Annotated in this window: 16 protein-coding genes; 10 read left to right on the top strand and 6 right to left on the bottom strand. The window is 75.7% G+C overall.

Annotation, left to right across the window (positions count from 1 at the left end):
* Positions 1-21: 21 nt before the first annotated feature.
* The gene (locus GCU67_RS08845) at positions 22-852 is read right to left on the bottom strand and encodes an alpha/beta fold hydrolase (protein WP_163610858.1); all 831 of its coding nucleotides are present in this window, start codon (positions 850-852) and stop codon (positions 22-24) included.
* Between the two features lie 220 nt (positions 853-1,072).
* Between GCU67_RS08845 and idi the strand changes: the two genes are divergently transcribed.
* Entirely contained in the window at positions 1,073-1,618 is a 546-nt protein-coding gene (idi, locus tag GCU67_RS08840; RefSeq protein WP_338104882.1) for an isopentenyl-diphosphate Delta-isomerase, read from the top strand.
* A 59-nt stretch (positions 1,619-1,677) separates the two neighbouring features.
* Here idi and GCU67_RS22760 read toward each other — a convergent pair whose 3' ends face one another.
* Positions 1,678-2,658, bottom strand: coding sequence for an ATP-binding protein (locus GCU67_RS22760; RefSeq protein WP_163610856.1), 981 nt, complete (start codon positions 2,656-2,658; stop codon positions 1,678-1,680).
* 133 nt (positions 2,659-2,791) lie between these two features.
* On the opposite strand from GCU67_RS22760, the gene GCU67_RS08830 reads away from it, so the two are divergent.
* The 6 genes from GCU67_RS08830 to GCU67_RS08805 all read left to right on the top strand — a co-directional run bounded on the left by GCU67_RS08830 (position 2,792) and on the right by GCU67_RS08805 (position 7,933).
* On the top strand, positions 2,792-3,826 hold the full coding sequence (locus GCU67_RS08830) for a methylenetetrahydrofolate reductase C-terminal domain-containing protein (protein WP_338104881.1): 1,035 nt from the start codon (positions 2,792-2,794) through the stop codon (positions 3,824-3,826).
* Positions 3,823-4,587, top strand: a complete 765-nt coding sequence (locus GCU67_RS08825) for a class I SAM-dependent methyltransferase (RefSeq protein WP_246214839.1) — start codon at positions 3,823-3,825, stop codon at positions 4,585-4,587. Before GCU67_RS08830 ends, GCU67_RS08825 begins: the two co-directional genes overlap by 4 nt.
* Positions 4,588-4,657: 70 nt before the next feature.
* Positions 4,658-5,707 carry an FAD-dependent oxidoreductase gene (locus GCU67_RS08820; RefSeq protein WP_163610854.1) on the top strand — a complete coding sequence of 350 codons (1,050 nt, stop codon included), beginning with the start codon at positions 4,658-4,660 and terminating at the stop codon, positions 5,705-5,707.
* Between the two features lie 182 nt (positions 5,708-5,889).
* Positions 5,890-6,903, top strand: coding sequence for an ice-binding family protein (locus tag GCU67_RS22370; RefSeq protein ID WP_163610853.1), 1,014 nt, complete (start codon positions 5,890-5,892; stop codon positions 6,901-6,903).
* Positions 6,903-7,541 carry a class F sortase gene (locus GCU67_RS08810; RefSeq protein WP_163610852.1) on the top strand — a complete coding sequence of 213 codons (639 nt, stop codon included), beginning with the start codon at positions 6,903-6,905 and terminating at the stop codon, positions 7,539-7,541. The genes GCU67_RS22370 and GCU67_RS08810 overlap by 1 nt, the downstream gene beginning before the upstream one ends.
* Before the next feature lie 62 nt (positions 7,542-7,603).
* Positions 7,604-7,933: a hypothetical protein gene (locus GCU67_RS08805; RefSeq protein ID WP_163610851.1), complete on the top strand. Its 330-nt coding sequence runs from the start codon at positions 7,604-7,606 to the stop codon at positions 7,931-7,933.
* A 20-nt stretch (positions 7,934-7,953) separates the two neighbouring features.
* Here the strand turns inward: GCU67_RS08805 and GCU67_RS08800 are convergent, their stop codons facing one another.
* Genes GCU67_RS08800 through GCU67_RS08790 form a run of 3 tightly spaced genes read right to left on the bottom strand, consistent with a single transcriptional unit; the run spans position 7,954 to position 12,182 of the window.
* On the bottom strand, positions 7,954-10,293 hold the full coding sequence (locus tag GCU67_RS08800; RefSeq protein WP_338104879.1) for a SpoIIE family protein phosphatase: 2,340 nt from the start codon (positions 10,291-10,293) through the stop codon (positions 7,954-7,956).
* The gene (locus GCU67_RS08795; protein WP_246214838.1) at positions 10,290-11,015 is read right to left on the bottom strand and encodes a biliverdin-producing heme oxygenase; all 726 of its coding nucleotides are present in this window, start codon (positions 11,013-11,015) and stop codon (positions 10,290-10,292) included. The genes GCU67_RS08800 and GCU67_RS08795 overlap by 4 nt, the downstream gene beginning before the upstream one ends.
* 18 nt (positions 11,016-11,033) lie before the next feature.
* Entirely contained in the window at positions 11,034-12,182 is a 1,149-nt protein-coding gene (locus tag GCU67_RS08790) for a helix-turn-helix domain-containing protein (protein ID WP_163610850.1), read from the bottom strand.
* Positions 12,183-12,286: 104 nt separating this feature from the next.
* Between GCU67_RS08790 and GCU67_RS08785 the strand changes: the two genes are divergently transcribed.
* A complete protein-coding gene (locus GCU67_RS08785; protein WP_163610849.1) occupies positions 12,287-13,222 on the top strand; it encodes a proline dehydrogenase family protein in 936 nt (311 codons plus the stop codon).
* Between the two features lie 91 nt (positions 13,223-13,313).
* Complete coding sequence (gene pruA, locus GCU67_RS08780; RefSeq protein ID WP_163610848.1) at positions 13,314-14,939, top strand: L-glutamate gamma-semialdehyde dehydrogenase; 1,626 nt, start codon at positions 13,314-13,316, stop codon at positions 14,937-14,939.
* A 186-nt stretch (positions 14,940-15,125) separates the two neighbouring features.
* Here the strand turns inward: pruA and GCU67_RS08775 are convergent, their stop codons facing one another.
* The gene (locus GCU67_RS08775) at positions 15,126-15,668 is read right to left on the bottom strand and encodes a gluconokinase (RefSeq protein WP_163610847.1); all 543 of its coding nucleotides are present in this window, start codon (positions 15,666-15,668) and stop codon (positions 15,126-15,128) included.
* Between the two features lie 62 nt (positions 15,669-15,730).
* On the opposite strand from GCU67_RS08775, the gene GCU67_RS08770 reads away from it, so the two are divergent.
* A partial coding sequence (locus GCU67_RS08770) for an MFS transporter (RefSeq protein WP_338104878.1) occupies positions 15,731-16,771 on the top strand: 1,041 nt, incomplete at its 3' end.

The following is a 16,771-nucleotide window of genomic DNA, read 5'->3' as shown; positions in this document are numbered from 1 at the left end:
CGGTCGCCGCCGGCGCCGCTCTCAGCCGTGGGTCCGGACGTGCGCGGTGACCAGCTCCGCGGCGCGGTCGGCGGCCAGCTCCGGGATCCAGTGGTCCGTGCCCTCGAGCACCTCCAGGGCGTAGGGGGCGTCGACGAACTGCGCGGTCGCCTCGGTCGCCGCCCGGCCCAGGAAGGCGTCGCCGTCTCCCCACAGGTGCAGCGTCGGCACCCGCACGGTGCCCACGGGCGTGCCCGACAGCGGGAGCGCCCGGTACCAGTTCAGCGCCGCGGTCAGCGCGCCCGGCTGCCGCAGCCGCTCGACGTAGCGGTCGGCGAGCTCGGGCGGCAGCCCGCCCTGGCACAGCATCCGCCGCAGCACCGCGCCCCGGCCGGCCAGCAGCACTGCCTCGGGCACGGCGGGCACCTGGAAGAAGCCGATGTAGCTGCTGCGCAGGGCCTGGTCGCTGTGCCCCAGCGCCTGGGTCATCGCCGCCGGGTGCGGCACCGACAGCGAGGTCAGCGTGCGCACGCGCCACGGGTGCCACGCCGCCAGCGCCCAGCCGACGATCCCACCCCAGTCGTGCCCGACCACGTGCGCGCTGGTCAGCCCGGCGGCCTCCAGCAGGGCCAGCACGTCGTCGACCGACTCGCGCAGGCGGTAGGCCGAACGGCCCGTCGGCCGGGCGCCGGGGGAGTAGCCGCGCTGGTCGGGGGCCAGGGTGCGCAGCCCGGCCGAGTGCAGCGCCGGGGCCATCCGGTCGAAGGCCGAGGAGTCCTGCGGGAAACCGTGCAGCAGGACGACGGGCTCTCCGTCCCCCGGCCCGGAGTCGCGGACGTCGAAGACCAGCCCACCGCGGATGAAGATGTCCATGCCCGTTCCGTGCCCGCTGCGGGCCCGGCCCACGCTCGGACCGGGACGTCGAGGTGGTGGTCGTGCGTCCTGGGCCGGTCGACCATGGCCCCCGTCTCCGATCACGCCACCGCTTCCCTGTGGGTACGCACCGTGACGATCGAAGCTCACCCCGACCGAGGTGATCATGGTGTCGGGGCCGCTCCTGCGACCGCGATCGCCGTCGGGGGAGGATGGACCCGTGGTGGCCCCTCCGACGACAGAGCTGATCGTGTTGGTCGACGACCACGGGACGGCGATCGGCACGATGCCCAAGCCCCTGGTGCACACCGGGGAGACCCCGCTGCACCGGGCCTTCTCCGCCTACCTCTTCGCCGACGACGGCCGCCTGCTGGTCACCCGGCGCGCGGAGTCGAAGGCGACCTTCCCCGGGATGTGGACCAACACCGTCTGCGGGCACCCCGGCCCGGACGAGGCCGACGTCGACGCGATCGCCCGTCGCGCGCAGTACGAGCTCGGGCTGGGCGTCGCCGAGGTGCGGTCGGCGCTGCCCTCCTACCGCTACCGCGCGGAGTTCCGGGGCGTCGTGGAGAACGAGATCTGCCCGGTCTACGTCGGCCGCTTCACCGGCACGCCCGCGCCCGACCCCACCGAGGTGGGCGAGTGGGAGCTGCTGGACTGGGCCACCTTCCGCGACCGCCAGGAGACCCAGGAGTACGAGGCCTGGTCACCGTGGTGCCGCGAGCAGGCCCGCCTCATCGAGGCCAACCACCTGCTCCCGATCTGACGACGCCCGCCGAGCGCCCCGCCGCCCCGCGAGCCGGCGGCGGGGCCCTGCAGCGGCCTTCAGGCGTTGACGACGAGGCGGACGGTGCAGCCGTCACCGGAGTCGTCGGCGGGGGCGGCGGTGAGGCTGTCGACCGAGCGCCGGGCCAGCCACAGGCCCATGCCGCCCACGGCCATGTCCCCGTGGGCCGGGCCGTACCCGACCAGCGGGTCGTCGAAGGCCGCGCCGCGGTCGGTGACCGCGCACAGCAGGCGCTCGGGGGTGCACCACAGCCGCACGTCGACCGGCGGGATGCCGTGCTCGGAGGCGTTGGCGGTCACCTCGTCGATGGCCAGCACGAAGTCCTGGGCGGCGTCCTCGGACAGCGAGCTGTCGGCGAGCACCCGGGTCAGCGCCCGGCGCAGGGCGCGCATGTCCTCGAGGTCGACCATGGCCAGGGTCGGCTCGGTCTCCTCCAGCGGGTCGGGCACCGCGGCCCGCTGCACCTCGCGGAGCAGCTCGGCCGGCAGCCGGTAGGCCGGGTTGCGCACCGTGCCGACCTCGGTGAGCAGCCACGGGTGGGTAGCGTGCACGACGGCGTCGACGTCCACGACGGGCCCGGCGGACCGGTCGGGACCGGCGTCCAGGGGGCCCAGCAGACAGATGTGGTCGACCGGACGCTCGGCCAGCACGTGGTTGAGCAGCGCCTCGGTCTGCATCCACACGGCCGGGTCGGTGTGCGGGCCGCCGGGGCCGGTGACCAGGTGCAGCCTCCGCCCTGCACCGGGCGCGCGTGCGTCGACGAGCTCGGCGATCGCGGCGAGCGCGGCCGGGGGTCGGTCGTCCAGCGGGTCGGTCGGGGCGACGTACACGTCACCGACGCCCTCGAGCGTGGCGAGCACGGCAGCGGCGACGGCCTCGGGACAGGCCACCACCACGGGCTCGCCGGCGGCGACGGCACGGCGAAGGACCGGGCCCACCACCGTCGTCATGTCCAGGTCGACCCCGAGCACGTGTCCCACGTGCCGGTAGCCCTGGTGCTCCTCGATGCTGTGCGTCACGGGACCACCACCTTCTTCCGCCGGCTTCTTGACGTCTCGTGGTCCCTGCCCGCTCCGCACGTCCGGGACACATGACGCGCCCACGTCACACCCCCGGCGTTTCGCCCAGCGCCCGGGCGGACAGCGTCCGGGGGTGACCGCGGTGGAGCAGATCCCGGACGGGATCCGCGCCGGGTGCCCGAAGCGGATGGTCTTCGGCCCCTGCGGCGGGGTGCGCGACGACGGCGGGTGCGAGGTCGCCGCTCAACCGTGCGTGTTCCTCGACCCACCGCTGCCGCGCTGGACCGGCCCCGTGCCGCCGCGTCCGGCGCCGTCCGCCGACGGGCTGCTGGCCCGGTCGCGCCGTGGTCCCGTCGTCCTCTCCGACCTCACCGTCCGGCCCTTCGACCGCGCCTGCGTGCGCGCGGTGGTCGGCGCGCTGGCCCCGGTCAGCGACGGCCTGCTGATCGGTGAGCACCAGGACCGCCCCGACCTCCCGCCCACGCTGATGGCCGCCGACGTGCTCGCCGCCGGTGGGCGCCCCTGGACGACGCTGGCCTGCCGCGACCGCAACCGGCTCGTGCTGGAGCAGGAGCTGGCCGGGCTGGCCGAGGTGGGCGTCGACGGCGTCCTGTGCGTGACCGGGGACGCCCGTGGTCCCGGGGTGCGACCCGGCGTCACCTCGGTGTTCGACCTGGACGGCACCCGGCTGGCCGCCCTGGCCGCCGAGGCCGGGCTGACCGTGGCGGTGCCCGAGTCCCCGGACGCGCCCCCGCTGGCGCTGCGCCCGGCGCGGGTGGCGGAGAAGCAGCGGGCCGGCGCCCAGCTGGTGGTGCTCAACCACGTGGCGTCCGCGGCCCGGCTGGCCGCGTTCACCGCGGCCGCCCGGGCCGCCGGCGCCACGCTGCCGTTCGTCGCCGCGGTCGCGGTCTACACCGACGAGCGGTCGGCGCGGGTGCTGCAGCGCTTCCCCGGCCTGCACCTGGACGACGCCGCCGTGCAGCGGGTGCTCGACGCGCCCGATCCGGTGGCAGCGGGCATCGTGGCGGCGGTGGCCGAGGCCCGGGCGCTGCTCGCCGTCCCCGGGGTCGTCGGGGTCAACCTGTCCGGGCTGGCCTCGGCGCGGGACGAGGAGACGGCCGCGGCGGTCAAGGCCGAGGTCGCCACGAGGATCCGGGAGGGTGCATGAGCGAGATCGCCAGCGAGGCCATGGAGACCGAGTTCGGCACGGTCGCCGGCTGGACCGCCGAGGCGGTGCGGGCACTCGGCCCCGAGCACGCCGTGCCGGCCGGGTGCCGGGGCAGCGGCAGCGAGGGCGCGCTGCGCTGGCTGGCCGACGCCCTCGACCTCCGCGCCGGGGCGCGGGTGCTGGACTCCGGTGCGGGCGTCGGTGGCCCGGCGGGCTGGCTGGCCGCCGAGCGCGGCGTGCGGCCGGTCTGCGCCGAGCCGATGGTGGACGCCGTGCGGGCCAGCGCCACGCTGTTCGGGCTGCCGTCGGTGGTGGCCCTGTCGCAGTCGCTGCCGCTGGCCGACAGCACCTTCGACGCCGCCTGGTGCCTGGGCGTGCTGTGCACCACGGAGGAGAAGGCCGCGCTGCTCGCCGAGCTGCACCGGGTGCTCGTGCCCGGCGGCCGGCTGGGCCTGCTGGTGTTCGTGGCCGACGAGCCGCTGCCCCCGCCGCTGCCCGAGGGCAACAGCTTCCCCTCCTCCGCGGAGGTCGACGCGCTGCTGGCCGGAGCCGGGTTCACCGTCGCCGCCCGCGCCGAGGCCGACCTGTCCGACAGCTCGGCGCAGTGGCAGGAACGCGCCGACGCCGTCGACGCCGAGGTGCAGCGGCGGCACGGGGAGGACCCGCGGTGGGCGCAGGCGCAGGAGCAGTCCGGCCGGGTCGGCGCGCTGCTGGGCTCGGGCGCGCTGCGGCCCCGCCTGCTGTCCGCCGTCCGCGACTGAGGGCGTTCTCGATCAGGTGACCTGATCATCACCACGGCATGCCGGGCCGCTGCGCGGTGTTGGGCGAGGCGTGCACAACGACGTCGTGGTGATCGGGGCGGGTCAGGCCGGGCTCTCCGCGGCGTACGAGCTGCACCGGCGGGGCGCCGACTCGGTGGTGCTCGACGCCGACGCGGGGCCGGGCGGGGCGTGGCAGCACCGCTGGCCCTCGCTCCGGCTGGACAAGGCGCACCGGATCGCCCCGCTGCCCGGGATGGACCTGCCCGACGCCGACCCGGCCGCACCGGCCAGCGAGGTGGTGAGCGCGTACTTCGCCGAGTACGAGCGGCGCTTCGAGCTGCCGGTGCGCCGGCCGGTCGCCGTCCGTGCGGTGCACCGCACCGACGAGGGGTTCGTGCTGGACACCAGCGCGGGGGAGTGGACGGCGCGTGGGCTGGTCAACGCCACCGGCACCTGGACCCGTCCCTTCTGGCCGGCCTACCCCGGGCGCGAGCTGTTCGGTGGCCGCCAGCTGCACGCCGCCGACTACCGCGGTGCGGCGGAGTTCGCCGGGCAGCGGGTGGTCGTGGTCGGTGGGGGCACCTCGGCGGTGCAGCAGCTGATCGAGATCAGCGAGGTCGCCGCGGCCACCACGTGGGTCACCCGGCGGGAGCCGGTCTGGCGCACAGGCCCCTTCGACGAGGACGCCGGCCGGGCCGCGGTCGCCCTCGTGGACGAGCGGGTGCGGGCCGGGCTGCCGCCGGTCAGCGTGGTCGGGGTGACCGGGCTGATGGAGACCGAGGCCGTGCACGCCGCCCGGACCCGCGGCGTGCTGGACCGGCTGCCGGTGTTCGACCGGCTCACCGCCGACGGCGTGGCCTGGGACTCCCCGGCCCGGTCCGTCCCCGCCGACGTGGTCCTGTGGGCGACCGGCTTCCGGGCGGCGCTGGACCACCTGGCCCCGCTGCACCTGCGCAGCGCAGGTGGGGGCGTCGTGATGGACGGGACCCGGGTGGTGGCCGAGCCGCGGCTGCACCTGGTCGGCTACGGGCCCTCGGCGAGCACGATCGGGGCCAACCGGGCCGGGCGCAGCGCGGTCCGGGAACTGTTGCGCACGCTGGGTGACGGTCTCGCCGCCTGAGCAGGACCTGCCGAAGACGGGGCACCGACTCCGTCACTCGTTGGGCTTACAGTCCGTGATCGGTCGGCTACCCGTGCGTAGGGTTCGAGCGGAGGGCACCCCGAGCTCCGGCGGCCAAGCCGGCGACGTCTTCAGCGCACTGCGAGTCCGACGCCCCCGGCGTCGGGGACAGGAGCGCCGACGTGACGTCGGTCCCCAGCACGCTGCCCCGCCCCACCACCTCCCGCCGCGGCCGGGTCGCCGTCGCCTCCACCGGCCTGGTGGCCGTGTCGACGGCCGTCCTGCTCGCCGGGCTGACCGGCACCGCCCAGGCCGCCACGGCCGTCCCGCTCGGCGCGGCCCAGGGCTTCGCCGTGCTGGCCGGCGGTGGCATCACCAACACCGGTGCCACCACCGTCAGCGGCGACATCGGCAGCTTCGCCACCACCTCGATCGACGGCGGCATCACCCTGGACCCCGGGACCGACCACGGCGGTGACACCGTCACCCAGGACGCGAAGACCGCACTCACCGCGGCCCTGGTGGCCGCCGCGGACGCCGGGCCGAAGACGCCCGTCACCGCCGGCCTGCTCGGTGGGCAGCTGCTGTCGCCCGGTGTCTACAACTCCGGCTCCGACCTCGACCTCACCGGCGTGCTCACCCTCGACGGCGGCGGCAGCTACGACTCGGTCTTCGTCCTCCAGGCCGGCAGCTCGCTGACCACCGCGACCAGCAGCACCGTCGTGCTGACCGGTGGCGCGCAGGCCTGCAACGTCTTCTGGCAGGTCGGCGACGCCGCGACCCTGGGCAGCTACTCCACCTTCGTGGGCACCCTGCTGGCCGACCAGGAGGCGATCACCCTCGGCACCGGGGCCACCGTCGAGGGTCGCGTGCTGGCCAGCGTCGCCGCGGTCACCCTGGACGACAACACGATCAGCCTGCCCGAGCCCTGCCGCACCGGGTCGGTCGCACCCGTGGTCGACGCCCCGCCGACCACCACCCCGCCCACCGCGACCCCCACGGCCACGCCGCCGCCGCTGGCGGGTGCCACCAGTGGCGCGCCGGCCCCCACGCCCACCGCCGCGGGGACGCCGTCCTCCACGGCGAGCGCGCCGGGTCCGGAGCGCGGCACCGGCGACTCCGGGCGGACCACCTTCGGCCAGGTCGGCCGGGTGCCGGTCGGCTCGGTCGACACCGGCGACGGCAGCACCTCCTGATGCCCGGCCGGCCGCAGCCGTGCCTGCGGCGCCGGCTGGCCGCCGCGGCCCTGGCCCTGGGGCTGCTGTCCCTCGCCGGGTGCGGCGATGCGGCGACCCCGGCAGCCGCCCAGGTCACGGCGTCGCCCGTGCCCGCGACCGCGTCGGTGGCCCCGTCGACGGCCGTGGCCGCCCCGCTGGTCATGGCCGCCGCGCGACCGGTCCGGGTGCGGATCCCGGCGATCGGCGTCGACTCGGACCTGATGGACCTCGGCCTGCAGGACGACGGCACGCTCGAGGTGCCGCCCGACGGCTTCCCGGCCGGCTGGTTCACCGGTGCCCCGACGCCCGGGGAGCAGGGCCCGGCGGTCATCGCCGGGCACGTCGACTGGGCCGGTGCGCCCGGGGTGTTCGCCGCGCTGCGCGACGTGGCCGCCGGTGACGAGATCACCGTGTCCCGCGCCGACGGCAGCACCGCCGTCTTCCGGGTCACCGAGGTCGGGCAGTACGACAAGGACGCCTTCCCGACCGCGGCCGTCTACGGCGACCTCGACCACGCCGGCCTGCGCGTCATCACCTGCGGCGGGGAGTTCGACGACGCGGCGCAGAGCTACCTGGACAACACGGTCGTCTTCGCCGACCTGGTCGCCTCCGCCTGACCGGCGATCACCGCGGTCGTCCGGGGGGTTACCGCCCGGGCGGGGCGGGGAGTGAGGAGGGCATGAGCGAGCAGAGCGACACCCCCGACACCACCCTGCCCGACACTTCCCCGTCCGACGCGTCCCTGTCCGACGCCTCGCTCCCGGACACCGCGATGGCCACCGGCAACGACGACGGCGAGCCCGGCCACCCCGACACCCGCCCGCTGGCCAAGGAGGAGCGGAAGCTGCTCAAGGCGCTGCAGAAGCCGGGCAAGGGCGAGGCCGAGCCGGCCGTCGAGGACTCCCCGCAGGTCGCCGCCGCCGTGGCCGACGACGCACCGCTGCCCGTGGGCGAGGACGTCGCCGGCGGCAACGCCGACGGGCTGGACGCCGAGTTCACCGACCGCTGAGGGGTCCGCGGACCCGGGGCTCAGGCCTCGAGCTGGGGGTTGAGCCGCACGGCCACGAGTGCCACGTCGTCCTCGGCGCGGTCGGGCACCATCCGGGCCAGCAGCTGGTCGGCGATCTCGGCGACCGGGGACTGCCACAGCGTGCGCAGCTCCTCGCGCAGCTGGTCGACCCCGGCGTCGAACAGCTGGTCGCGGCGCTCGACCAGCCCGTCGGTGTACAGCAGCACGGTCGCCCCGCGGGACAGCGTCACCACGTGGTCGCGCCGCGGGGCGCTGGGCTCGACACCGAGCAGCAGGTCGGCCCGGGCGCCGTCCAGCACCTGGACGTCGCCGTCGGCGTCCGCCACGACCGGCGGCAGGTGCCCGGCGTTGGACCAGCGCAGCCGGGTGACGCCCTGGGCGACCTCGTCCGGGGTCTGCTCGAGCCGGGCCACCAGCACCGAGGCCATGGTCTTCAGCTCCAGCCCGGTGATGGCCCGGTCGAGCCGGGTGAGCACGCCGGCGGGGCTGTCGGCGCTGTCGTAGGTGATGCCGCGCAGCAGCCCGCGCAGCTGGCCCATGCAGGCCGCCGCCTCGGTGTCGTGACCGACGACGTCACCGATCACCAGCACGGTCGCCCCGTCGGGCTGCTGGAACACGTCGTACCAGTCGCCGCCGACCTGGGCGTCCTGCGCCGCCGGGACGTAGCGGACGGCGAAGTCCAGGTGGTCGGGGTCCGGGGGCTCGGACAGCAGGCTGCGCTGCAGCGTGATCGCAGTCCGCGCCACCCGCCGGGAGCGGGCGTACAGCGCCTCGAGCAGGTCGGCACGGAGCTCACCGGCCTCGGCCAGCTCGGCCGGCGCCCACGCCTCGGCGCGGTTGCGCACGGTCTCCCGCCACCGGTCGAAGGACTTGCGCGGGGAGAGCCGGATCCCGTCGCCCTCGCGCTCGGCGATGGCCTTGTTGTGCGGGTCGCCGCCCCAGTCGACCGAGTGCACCTGTTCCGTGCGGGTCCAGATGACGTACTGCCCCTCCGCCAGCGGCAGCGCGAGCACGCCGCACACCAGGCCGCCCGGGACGTCGAGCTGCGGGGCGACCAGCGGCAACCGGTCGGTGCTCACCACGTCGCCGTCCTGGTCGGCGACCCAGGCGGCGAGCGCGGCGGTGACCTCCGGGGCGAGCGGGATGCCCGCGCCACCGGTGGAGCCCTGCAGGTGCACCACGACCGAGTCGGCCGGGACGACATCGAGCAGGCCGGGCCGCCCGAGCATCGTCTCGGTCAGCGGGCGCTCCTCGTCCAGCGCGGCCGCGGTCAGCCAGGCCATGGTGGAGCGGACCCGCAGCGCGCGCCGGTGCTCCTCGTCCTCGGTGCGGTCGACCAGGCGCAGCGACAGCGTGGAGCCCAGGAACTCCGCGGCCGCGCGGGTGGCGTACGGCGGGGCGTGCGGACCGGTGTAGTGGTGGCAGGCGATGAGCCCCCACAGCTTGTCGTCGCGCAGCAGCGAGATCGACATGGAGGCCGCCACGCCCATGTTCTGCAGGTACTCGCAGTGGATCGGGGAGACGCTGCGCAGCGTGGAGTAGGTGAGGTCCAGCGGCTGCCCGGTGGCCGGCAGGTCGACCGGTTCCAGCCGGGACGGCGTGTAGGTCACGTCGTTGATCAGCCGGACCCAGTTCTTCTCGTACAGCGCCCGGGCCTGCGCGGGGATGTCCGAGGCGGGGTAGTGCAGCCCGAGGAAGGAGTTCAGCTCCGGCAGCTTCGCCTCGGCGACGACCTCGCCGTTGTAGTCGGCGTCGTAGCGGTAGACCATCACCCGGTCGAAGCCGGTGAGGGTCCGCACCGCGGTGGCGGTGATGTCGTAGAGCTCCTGCAGCGAGCTGGCGCGGTTGAGGTCGGTGATCGTGCCGCGCACCGCCTGGTAGGTGTTCGGGAAGGAGAACGGGCGGGGCCCGTAGGCCGGCTCGAGCTCCACGACCAGGGTGCTCGCGCTCGGCAGGTCGGCGCTGATGCCCGCGTGCGAGACCCGGTGCAGGATCGCGTCGACCGGGCACGGCGTGCCGTCGCAGTCGAGGATCAGCTCGACCGGGTTGCGCTCGCGCAGGTCGCCGAAGGCGCTCGCCGAGCGGGCGATCGCGTCGGCCGGGGCGATGCCCACGACCTCGGCCAGCGGGCGGCCCAGCGCGTCGTCCCAGGCCACGCCCACCACGTCGGCGAGGTTGCGGGACACCTGGCGCACCACCATGTCGGGCTCGCTGACGGCCAGGAGGACGCCGCGGGGCTGGATGCTGCCGGGGACGTGGATCGGTTCGCGTTCGCAGTTGGTCAGGTCGACCGTCTCGCCGGGTGCCAGCCACGGGCCTGACTGCAACTGGTCCGTCACGCGACGACCTCGTTCCCTCGGGTGCTGCTGTGCGTCGAACGGGCCGGTGTCCAGGGTGCCCCGTCGGGCGGTGGTGCGCCGCACCAACCGGCCAGGGCACCGAAGGTCTCCCGGGCAGCAGCGACCAGCCGGTCGGCATTCCCGCCGTCGGCGATCCGCGCGCGGGTGACGGTGCGGAAGGCGTGCCACATGGCACCGGTGGCCTCGCCGTAGGGGGAGAAGGCCGACAGCCGGCCGACGTCGGCGAGCTGGGGGAGCGTGGCCAGGTGCCGGTCGATGAACACCCCGCCCAGCGAGGAGCCCTCCAGCACGTACATCCGGCCCAGCGCCGCGTCGGTGTCGGCGACGTCGGACAGCGCGGGCTGCGGCGTGCGGCCGGTCGCGCCGAGCGCGGTCAGGTCGGCGGCGAACAGCGCGGCCCGGCGGCGGCGGGGCCACTCGACCCCGGCGGCGTCGGCGGGCTCTGCCTGCGCCCAGGCGTCCAGCGAGGCCTCGGCCGCCAGCCAGAAGCCGTGCATGGCGGTCAGGACGTCGATCAGCCGGTCGCGGGTCAGCGCGGGCGACAGCAGGTCCAGGGTGTCCTCGACGGCCTGGTGTTCCACGGCGGTCTCGGTGCGCAGCCGGCGCAGCACGTCGGTTCCGCGGTCCTCCTCGACCACCGGCACCTCGCCGTCCCGCGCCTCCGCCCCGTGGGACGTGGAGGCGCCGTGTGCTGGAGTCATGAGCCAGTCGAGCTTAGGTCACTGCTGGTAGTCGAGGTCGTTGCCCCGGCGAACGAACGGTGTGAGCCGTGCCGCACGCACGCCCAGGTGCAGCAGCAGCCGGTCGGCGCCCTCGGCGAGGTCCAGACCGGTGAGCTCCTCGATCCGGCCCAGCCGGTAGTACAGCGTCTGCCGGTGGATGCACAGCTGCGCCGCGGCCCGCTGCGGGCTGCCCGCGCAGTCGAGCCACACCTCCGCCGTCGCGGTCAGCACCGGGTCGGCCAGCAGCCGTCTGAGCGCCGGGTCCGGGCCGTCGAGGGCGGCCACCTGCCGCCACGCGCCGAGCTCGGACCAGGACGCCGCCGGGGCCAGCCGCGGGTCGACGGCCGCGACCCGGGCCGCCGTCCGCGCCTCGTGCCACTGGGCGGGCAGGTCGCCGCAGCCCCGGCGCGCGGCCGCGACGCCGGCGGTGCTCCCCGGCGGCAGCCCGGTCAGGGCGGCGGCGGCCAGCGCGCCGGCCGGCCGGGTGTCGCCACCGGTGCGCAGCGGCAGCAGGACGGCGACCTCGGCACCGTCGGCCAGCTCCGCCGGCACCGCCCCGGCGGCCGGGGGCGCCCAGCCGGCGGGCACCCCGGGCGCGGGCACGAGAAGTGCCACCAGGGTCACGGGCGCCTCGGTGCCGAGGGCGGTCCCCAGCGCCCGGGCGGCGCGGGGCGCGGGACCGGTGAGGACCTCGCGCAGGGCCGCGGACAGGTCCGCGGTGCCCGGGCGCCCCGCGGCCAGCAGCCGGCCGGCCGAAGCGGCCACGGCCACGGCCGCCGCGAGCCCGGGGGCCGCCGGGTCGGTGAGGTCGGTGCGGCCCTCGTCGAGCAGCCACAGGTACCCGTGCAGCTCGCCGTCGGCGCGCACCGGCAGGCAGAGCCGGGTGAGGATGCCCGCGGCCGGGTCGGCCGGCACCCGCACCGGGGCGGTGGCACCGGCGATGCCGTGGCTCTCGAACCAGGCGCGCACCGCAGGCGTGGAGCTGCGGCCGAGGATCGAGCGGGTGCGGACGGCGTCCATCGTCGTGGTGCGGTCGTCGTCGTGGGCGCAGAAGGCCAGCAGGGTGAAGTCGCGGTCCTCCAGCGTCGCCGGTGCGCGGAGCATCCGGGAGACGTCGTCCACCAGTTCCTGCAGGTCGTCGCGCACGCTGGCCCCTCCCGTCGCCGTTCAGACGATCGTACGAGGCGCGGGTCACGAGTCCGGACATCTGTCGGTGGTGCGCCGGGGCCGCCGTCCCTAGCGTCTGTCCCGTGCCCGTCCTGCAGAAGGCCCTGCTCTCCGCCTCCCGCCGTCCCGGCCTGCGCCGGGTGGTCACCGGCACGCCGGTCAGCCGCCGGGTGGTCGACCGGTTCGTCGCCGGCGAGACGCTGCCCGACGCGCTGGGCGCCGTCCGGGAGCTGGCCGCCGACGGCATCGCGGTCACCCTCGACCACCTCGGCGAGGACGTGACCGACCGCGCCGAGGCCACCCGCAGCCGCGACGCCTACCTCGCCGCGCTCGACGGGCTCGCCCCGCTGGGCCTGGGCCGGGCCGCGGAGGTGTCGGTGAAGCTGTCGGCGTTCGGGCAGGCGCTGCCCGTCGGCGGGGACGACGTCGCGCTCGCCCTGGTCCGCCCCGTGGTGGAGGCCGCCACCGCGCTCGGCACCACGGTCACCGTGGACATGGAGGGCTCGCCGACCGTCGACTCCACGCTGGCGATCGTCGCCGAGCTGCGCCGCGAGCACCCCGGCACGGGTGCGGTCCTGCAGGCGATGCTGCACCGCACCGAGGACGACGCCCGCACCCTCGCCGTCCCCGGGTCGCGGGTGCGGCTGGTCAAGGGCGCCTACCAGGAGCCGGCCACCGTGGCGCACCAGGACAAGGCCGCCGTCGACGCCGCCTACGCCCGCTGCCTGGAGACGCTCGTCCGCGGCGGCGGTCACCCGATGGCCGGCACCCACGACCCGGCGATGATCGACCGGCTGCTGGCGCTGGTCGCCGAGACCGGCCGGGCCGCCGACAGCTACGAGTTCCAGCTGCTCTACGGCATCCGCCCCGAGGAGCAGGTCCGCCTCGCCCGCGCCGGGCACACCGTGCGCGCCTACGTGCCCTACGGCGCCGACTGGTACGGCTACTTCATGCGCCGGCTGGCCGAGCGCCCCGCCAACCTGCAGTTCTTCCTCCGCTCCCTCGCCACCCGTTCCTAGAAGGACCACGCTTCCCCCCACGCCTCGCAGGCTCGGCGCGGGCCCCTGAAGCGTGGCCGTCGAGCACGTCACGACCCCTGAGGAGCACCCCATGGACGCCGTCACCCAGGTCCCGCCGCCGCGCAACGAGACCGTCGAGGACTACGCGCCCGGCTCGGCCGAGCGCGCCGAGCTGCAGCAGCGGCTCACCGAGCTGGCCGCCACCCCGTACGAGCTGACCGCCACCGTCGGCGGCGTCCAGCGGATGCCGGGCGGTGAGTCCTTCGACGTCGTTGCCCCGCACCGGCACGCCCAGGTCCTCGGGACGTCGGCGCACTCCACCACCGCCGACGCGCAGGCCGCGGTGGCCGCGGCGAAGGCGGCGGCACCCGGCTGGTCGGAGCTGTCCTTCGACGACCGGGCCGCCGTCTTCCTCAAGGCCGCCGACCTGCTGGCCGGGCCGTGGCGGCAGACGCTCAACGCGGCCACGATGCTCGGGCAGAGCAAGACCGCCTACCAGGCCGAGATCGACGCCGCCTGCGAGCTGATCGACTTCTGGCGCTGGAACGTGCACTTCGCCCGCGAGGTCCTCGCCCAGCAGCCCGTCTCGGGTCCCGGCGTCTGGAACCGGGTCGACCACCGCCCGCTCGAGGGCTTCGTCTACGCGGTCACGCCGTTCAACTTCACCGCCATCGCCGGCAACCTGCCCACCGCGCCGGCGCTGATGGGCAACACCGTCGTCTGGAAGCCCTCACCCACCCAGCAGCTCGGCGCGCACCTGACCATGCGGCTGCTCGAGGCCGCCGGGCTGCCGGCGGGCGTGATCAACATGCTGCCCGGCGACGGCATCCCGGTCTCCGACGTCGTCCTGGCCGACCGCGACCTGGCCGGCATCCACTTCACCGGCTCGACGCGGGTGTTCCAGCACCTGTGGCGCACGGTCGGGGAGAACATCGCCTCCTACCGCGGCTACCCGCGCGTGGTGGGCGAGACCGGCGGCAAGGACTTCATCGTCGCCCACCCCTCGGCCGACCCCGACGTGCTGCGCACCGCGATGATCCGCGGCGCCTTCGAGTACCAGGGCCAGAAGTGCTCGGCGGCCTCCCGCGCCTACGTGCCGCGCAGCCTGTGGTCGAAGATCCGCGACGACCTGGTCGGCACCGTCGAGGCCATCCCGATGGGCGACGTCACCGACCTCTCCAACTTCATGGGCGCGGTCATCGACCGCCGGTCGTTCACGAAGCTGTCCAAGGTGCTCGAGGCCGCGCACGCCGACGACGCGCTCACCGTCGTCGCCGGCGGGACGTGCGACGACAGCGAGGGCTTCTTCGTCCGGCCCACCGTCATCGAGGGCACCGACCCCGCCCACGAGGTGTTCAGCACCGAGTACTTCGGACCGGTGCTCGCCGTGCACGTCTACGACGACGCCGACTACGACACCGTGCTGCGGCAGATGGAGTCGGTGGCGCCCTACGCGCTCACCGGCTCGGTCATCGCCCAGGACCGGGTGGCCATCGCCCACGCCCAGCGCTTCCTGCGGCACGCGGCCGGCAACTTCTACGTCAACGACAAGCCCACCGGCGCCGTCGTCGGCCAGCAGCCCTTCGGCGGTGGCCGCGCCTCGGGGACCAACGACAAGGCCGGCGCCGCGCAGAACCTGCTGCGCTGGACCAGCGCCCGGTCGATCAAGGAGACGTTCGTCCCCGCGACCGACCACCGCTACCCGCACATGGGGTGAGGACCCCGTGCCCCCACCGCTCGCACGCTCTCGGCAGGCCCCTGCACACGGGCCGGGATCAGGTGACCTGATCGTGCTTGCTCCTGGCTCAGCGTGTGCGGTGAGCCAGGAGCACGTGCGGTGAGCTCAGCTGATCCCGGAGCCGATGGAGTCCCAGCGCCTCAGGATGCGAGCGCTGGGACTCCGTCAGCTCTGCAGCTGGCGCTCTTCGCGGAGGTCGCTGAGCACCTGGGCGACGGTCTGGTCGAGGGGGGCGTTCCCGGCGATGACGTCGCCGGGCTCGTCGTCGCCCAGCCGCTCCAGGGTGGCCAGTTGGCTGTCCAGCAGTGACGGCGGCATGAAGTGCCCACGCCGCGCGGCGAGCCGTGCGGCCAGCACCTCGCGGGGCACGTCGACGTGGGCGAACCACACCGACGGGTTGCCCTCGCGGAGCAGGTCGCGGTAGCTGCGCTTGAGCGCCGAGCAGGTGATCACCAGCGAGCGGCCGGCCGCCTCGTGCTCGCCGATCACCTCGGCGACCCGGCGCAGCCACGGCCAGCGGTCGTCGTCGTCCAGTGGGGTGCCGGCGGCCATCTTGGCGACGTTGGCCGCCGGGTGCAGGTCGTCGCCCTCGATGAACTCCCAGCCGAGCTGGCGGGTGATCTCCTGGGCGGCGCTGGTCTTGCCGGCGCCGGACACCCCCATGACGACGATCGTGGTGGTCGCCGGGATGCTGACGGGAGAGGTCATGGGGGAACCGTAGGCAACGGCCCCGTGCCGCCACCAGCGAGTGACCGGAACGGGGGACGGACGTGTCGACGGCCGAGCGCGTCTCGCTGTGGCGGCTGCCGGCCGTGCGCGCGATGTTCGCCGTCAGCCTGCTGGGCCTGACCAGCTACTCGGTCCTGCTCGCGGCGCTGCCGGCGTACGCGGCGGACGCCGGGGCCGGGCTGGTCGCGGCCGGCTCGGCGACCACCGTCTTCCTGCTGGTCACCGTGCTGGTCCAGGGCACCGTGCCCGCGCTCGTGCGGCGCTGGGGCCTCGGGCCGGTGCTGGCCGCCGGGCTGGTGGCCCTGGGAGCGCCGGCGCCGCTGTACCTCGCCGGGGACGACGTCCGCTGGCTGTTGGCAGTCTCCGCGGTCCGTGGTGTCGGGTTCGCCGTCCTGACCGTGCTGGGCTCGGCGATCGCGGCCCAGGCTGTGCCGGCGGAGCGGCGCGGGGAGTCGATCGGCATCTACGGCCTGGGTGCGGCCCTGCCCACCCTGCTGGCCGTGCCCGGTGGGGCCGCGCTGACCCTGGCCGGGCACTTCGCCTGGGTCGCGGTGCTCGGCGCCTCGGCGGTGCTGGCGCTGCCGTTCGTGCCGGGGCTGGTGCGGGCGCTCGGGCCGCCGCCCCCGGACGCCGGTCCGGGCACCTCACGGGCCGCGGTCCGGGCCTCGGCCGCGCCGTCCCTCGTGCTGCTGACGGTCACCCTCGCCGGCGGCGGCCTGGTCACCTTCCTGCCGATCGAGCGGCCGGACGGCGCACTGGCGACAGCCACGCTGCTGCTGTTCGGCGTCAGCACGGCGGTCTGCCGCTGGCAGGTCGGCGTGCTGGTCGACCGGGTCGGCGCCCGCGTGCTGCTGCCCGCCGCCCTGGGCACCGGCGTCGCCGGGCTGGCGCTGGTCGCCCTGGGGCTGTCGGTCACCGGGCCGGCAGGCACCGGCGCGCTGCTGCTGGGCAGCCTCGGCCTGGGCGTGGCCTACGGCGCGGTGCAGAACCTGACGCTGGTCGTCTCGCTGGCCCGGGCGGGGGAGGGCAGCACCGCCACGGTCAGCGCCGTGTGGAACGCCAGCTTCGACACCGGCACCGCG

Origin of the sequence: Modestobacter muralis (assembly GCF_010682105.1) — a bacterium.
Lineage (GTDB): Bacteria > Actinomycetota > Actinomycetes > Mycobacteriales > Geodermatophilaceae > Modestobacter > Modestobacter muralis.
Note: the sequence above shows the minus strand (reverse complement) of the source record. Positions and strands in the feature narration are given on the sequence as shown.

Coding starts and splice junctions, on each gene's coding strand:
- GCU67_RS08845 (WP_163610858.1), bottom strand. CDS start 852: ATGGACATCTTCATCCGCGGTGGGCTGGTCTTCGACGTCCGCGACTCC.
- GCU67_RS08825 (WP_246214839.1), top strand. CDS start 3,823: ATGAGCGAGATCGCCAGCGAGGCCATGGAGACCGAGTTCGGCACGGTC.
- GCU67_RS08810 (WP_163610852.1), top strand. CDS start 6,903: ATGCCCGGCCGGCCGCAGCCGTGCCTGCGGCGCCGGCTGGCCGCCGCG.
- GCU67_RS08805 (WP_163610851.1), top strand. CDS start 7,604: ATGAGCGAGCAGAGCGACACCCCCGACACCACCCTGCCCGACACTTCC.
- GCU67_RS08795 (WP_246214838.1), bottom strand. CDS start 11,015: ATGACTCCAGCACACGGCGCCTCCACGTCCCACGGGGCGGAGGCGCGG.
- pruA (WP_163610848.1), top strand. CDS start 13,314: ATGGACGCCGTCACCCAGGTCCCGCCGCCGCGCAACGAGACCGTCGAG.
- GCU67_RS08775 (WP_163610847.1), bottom strand. CDS start 15,668: ATGACCTCTCCCGTCAGCATCCCGGCGACCACCACGATCGTCGTCATG.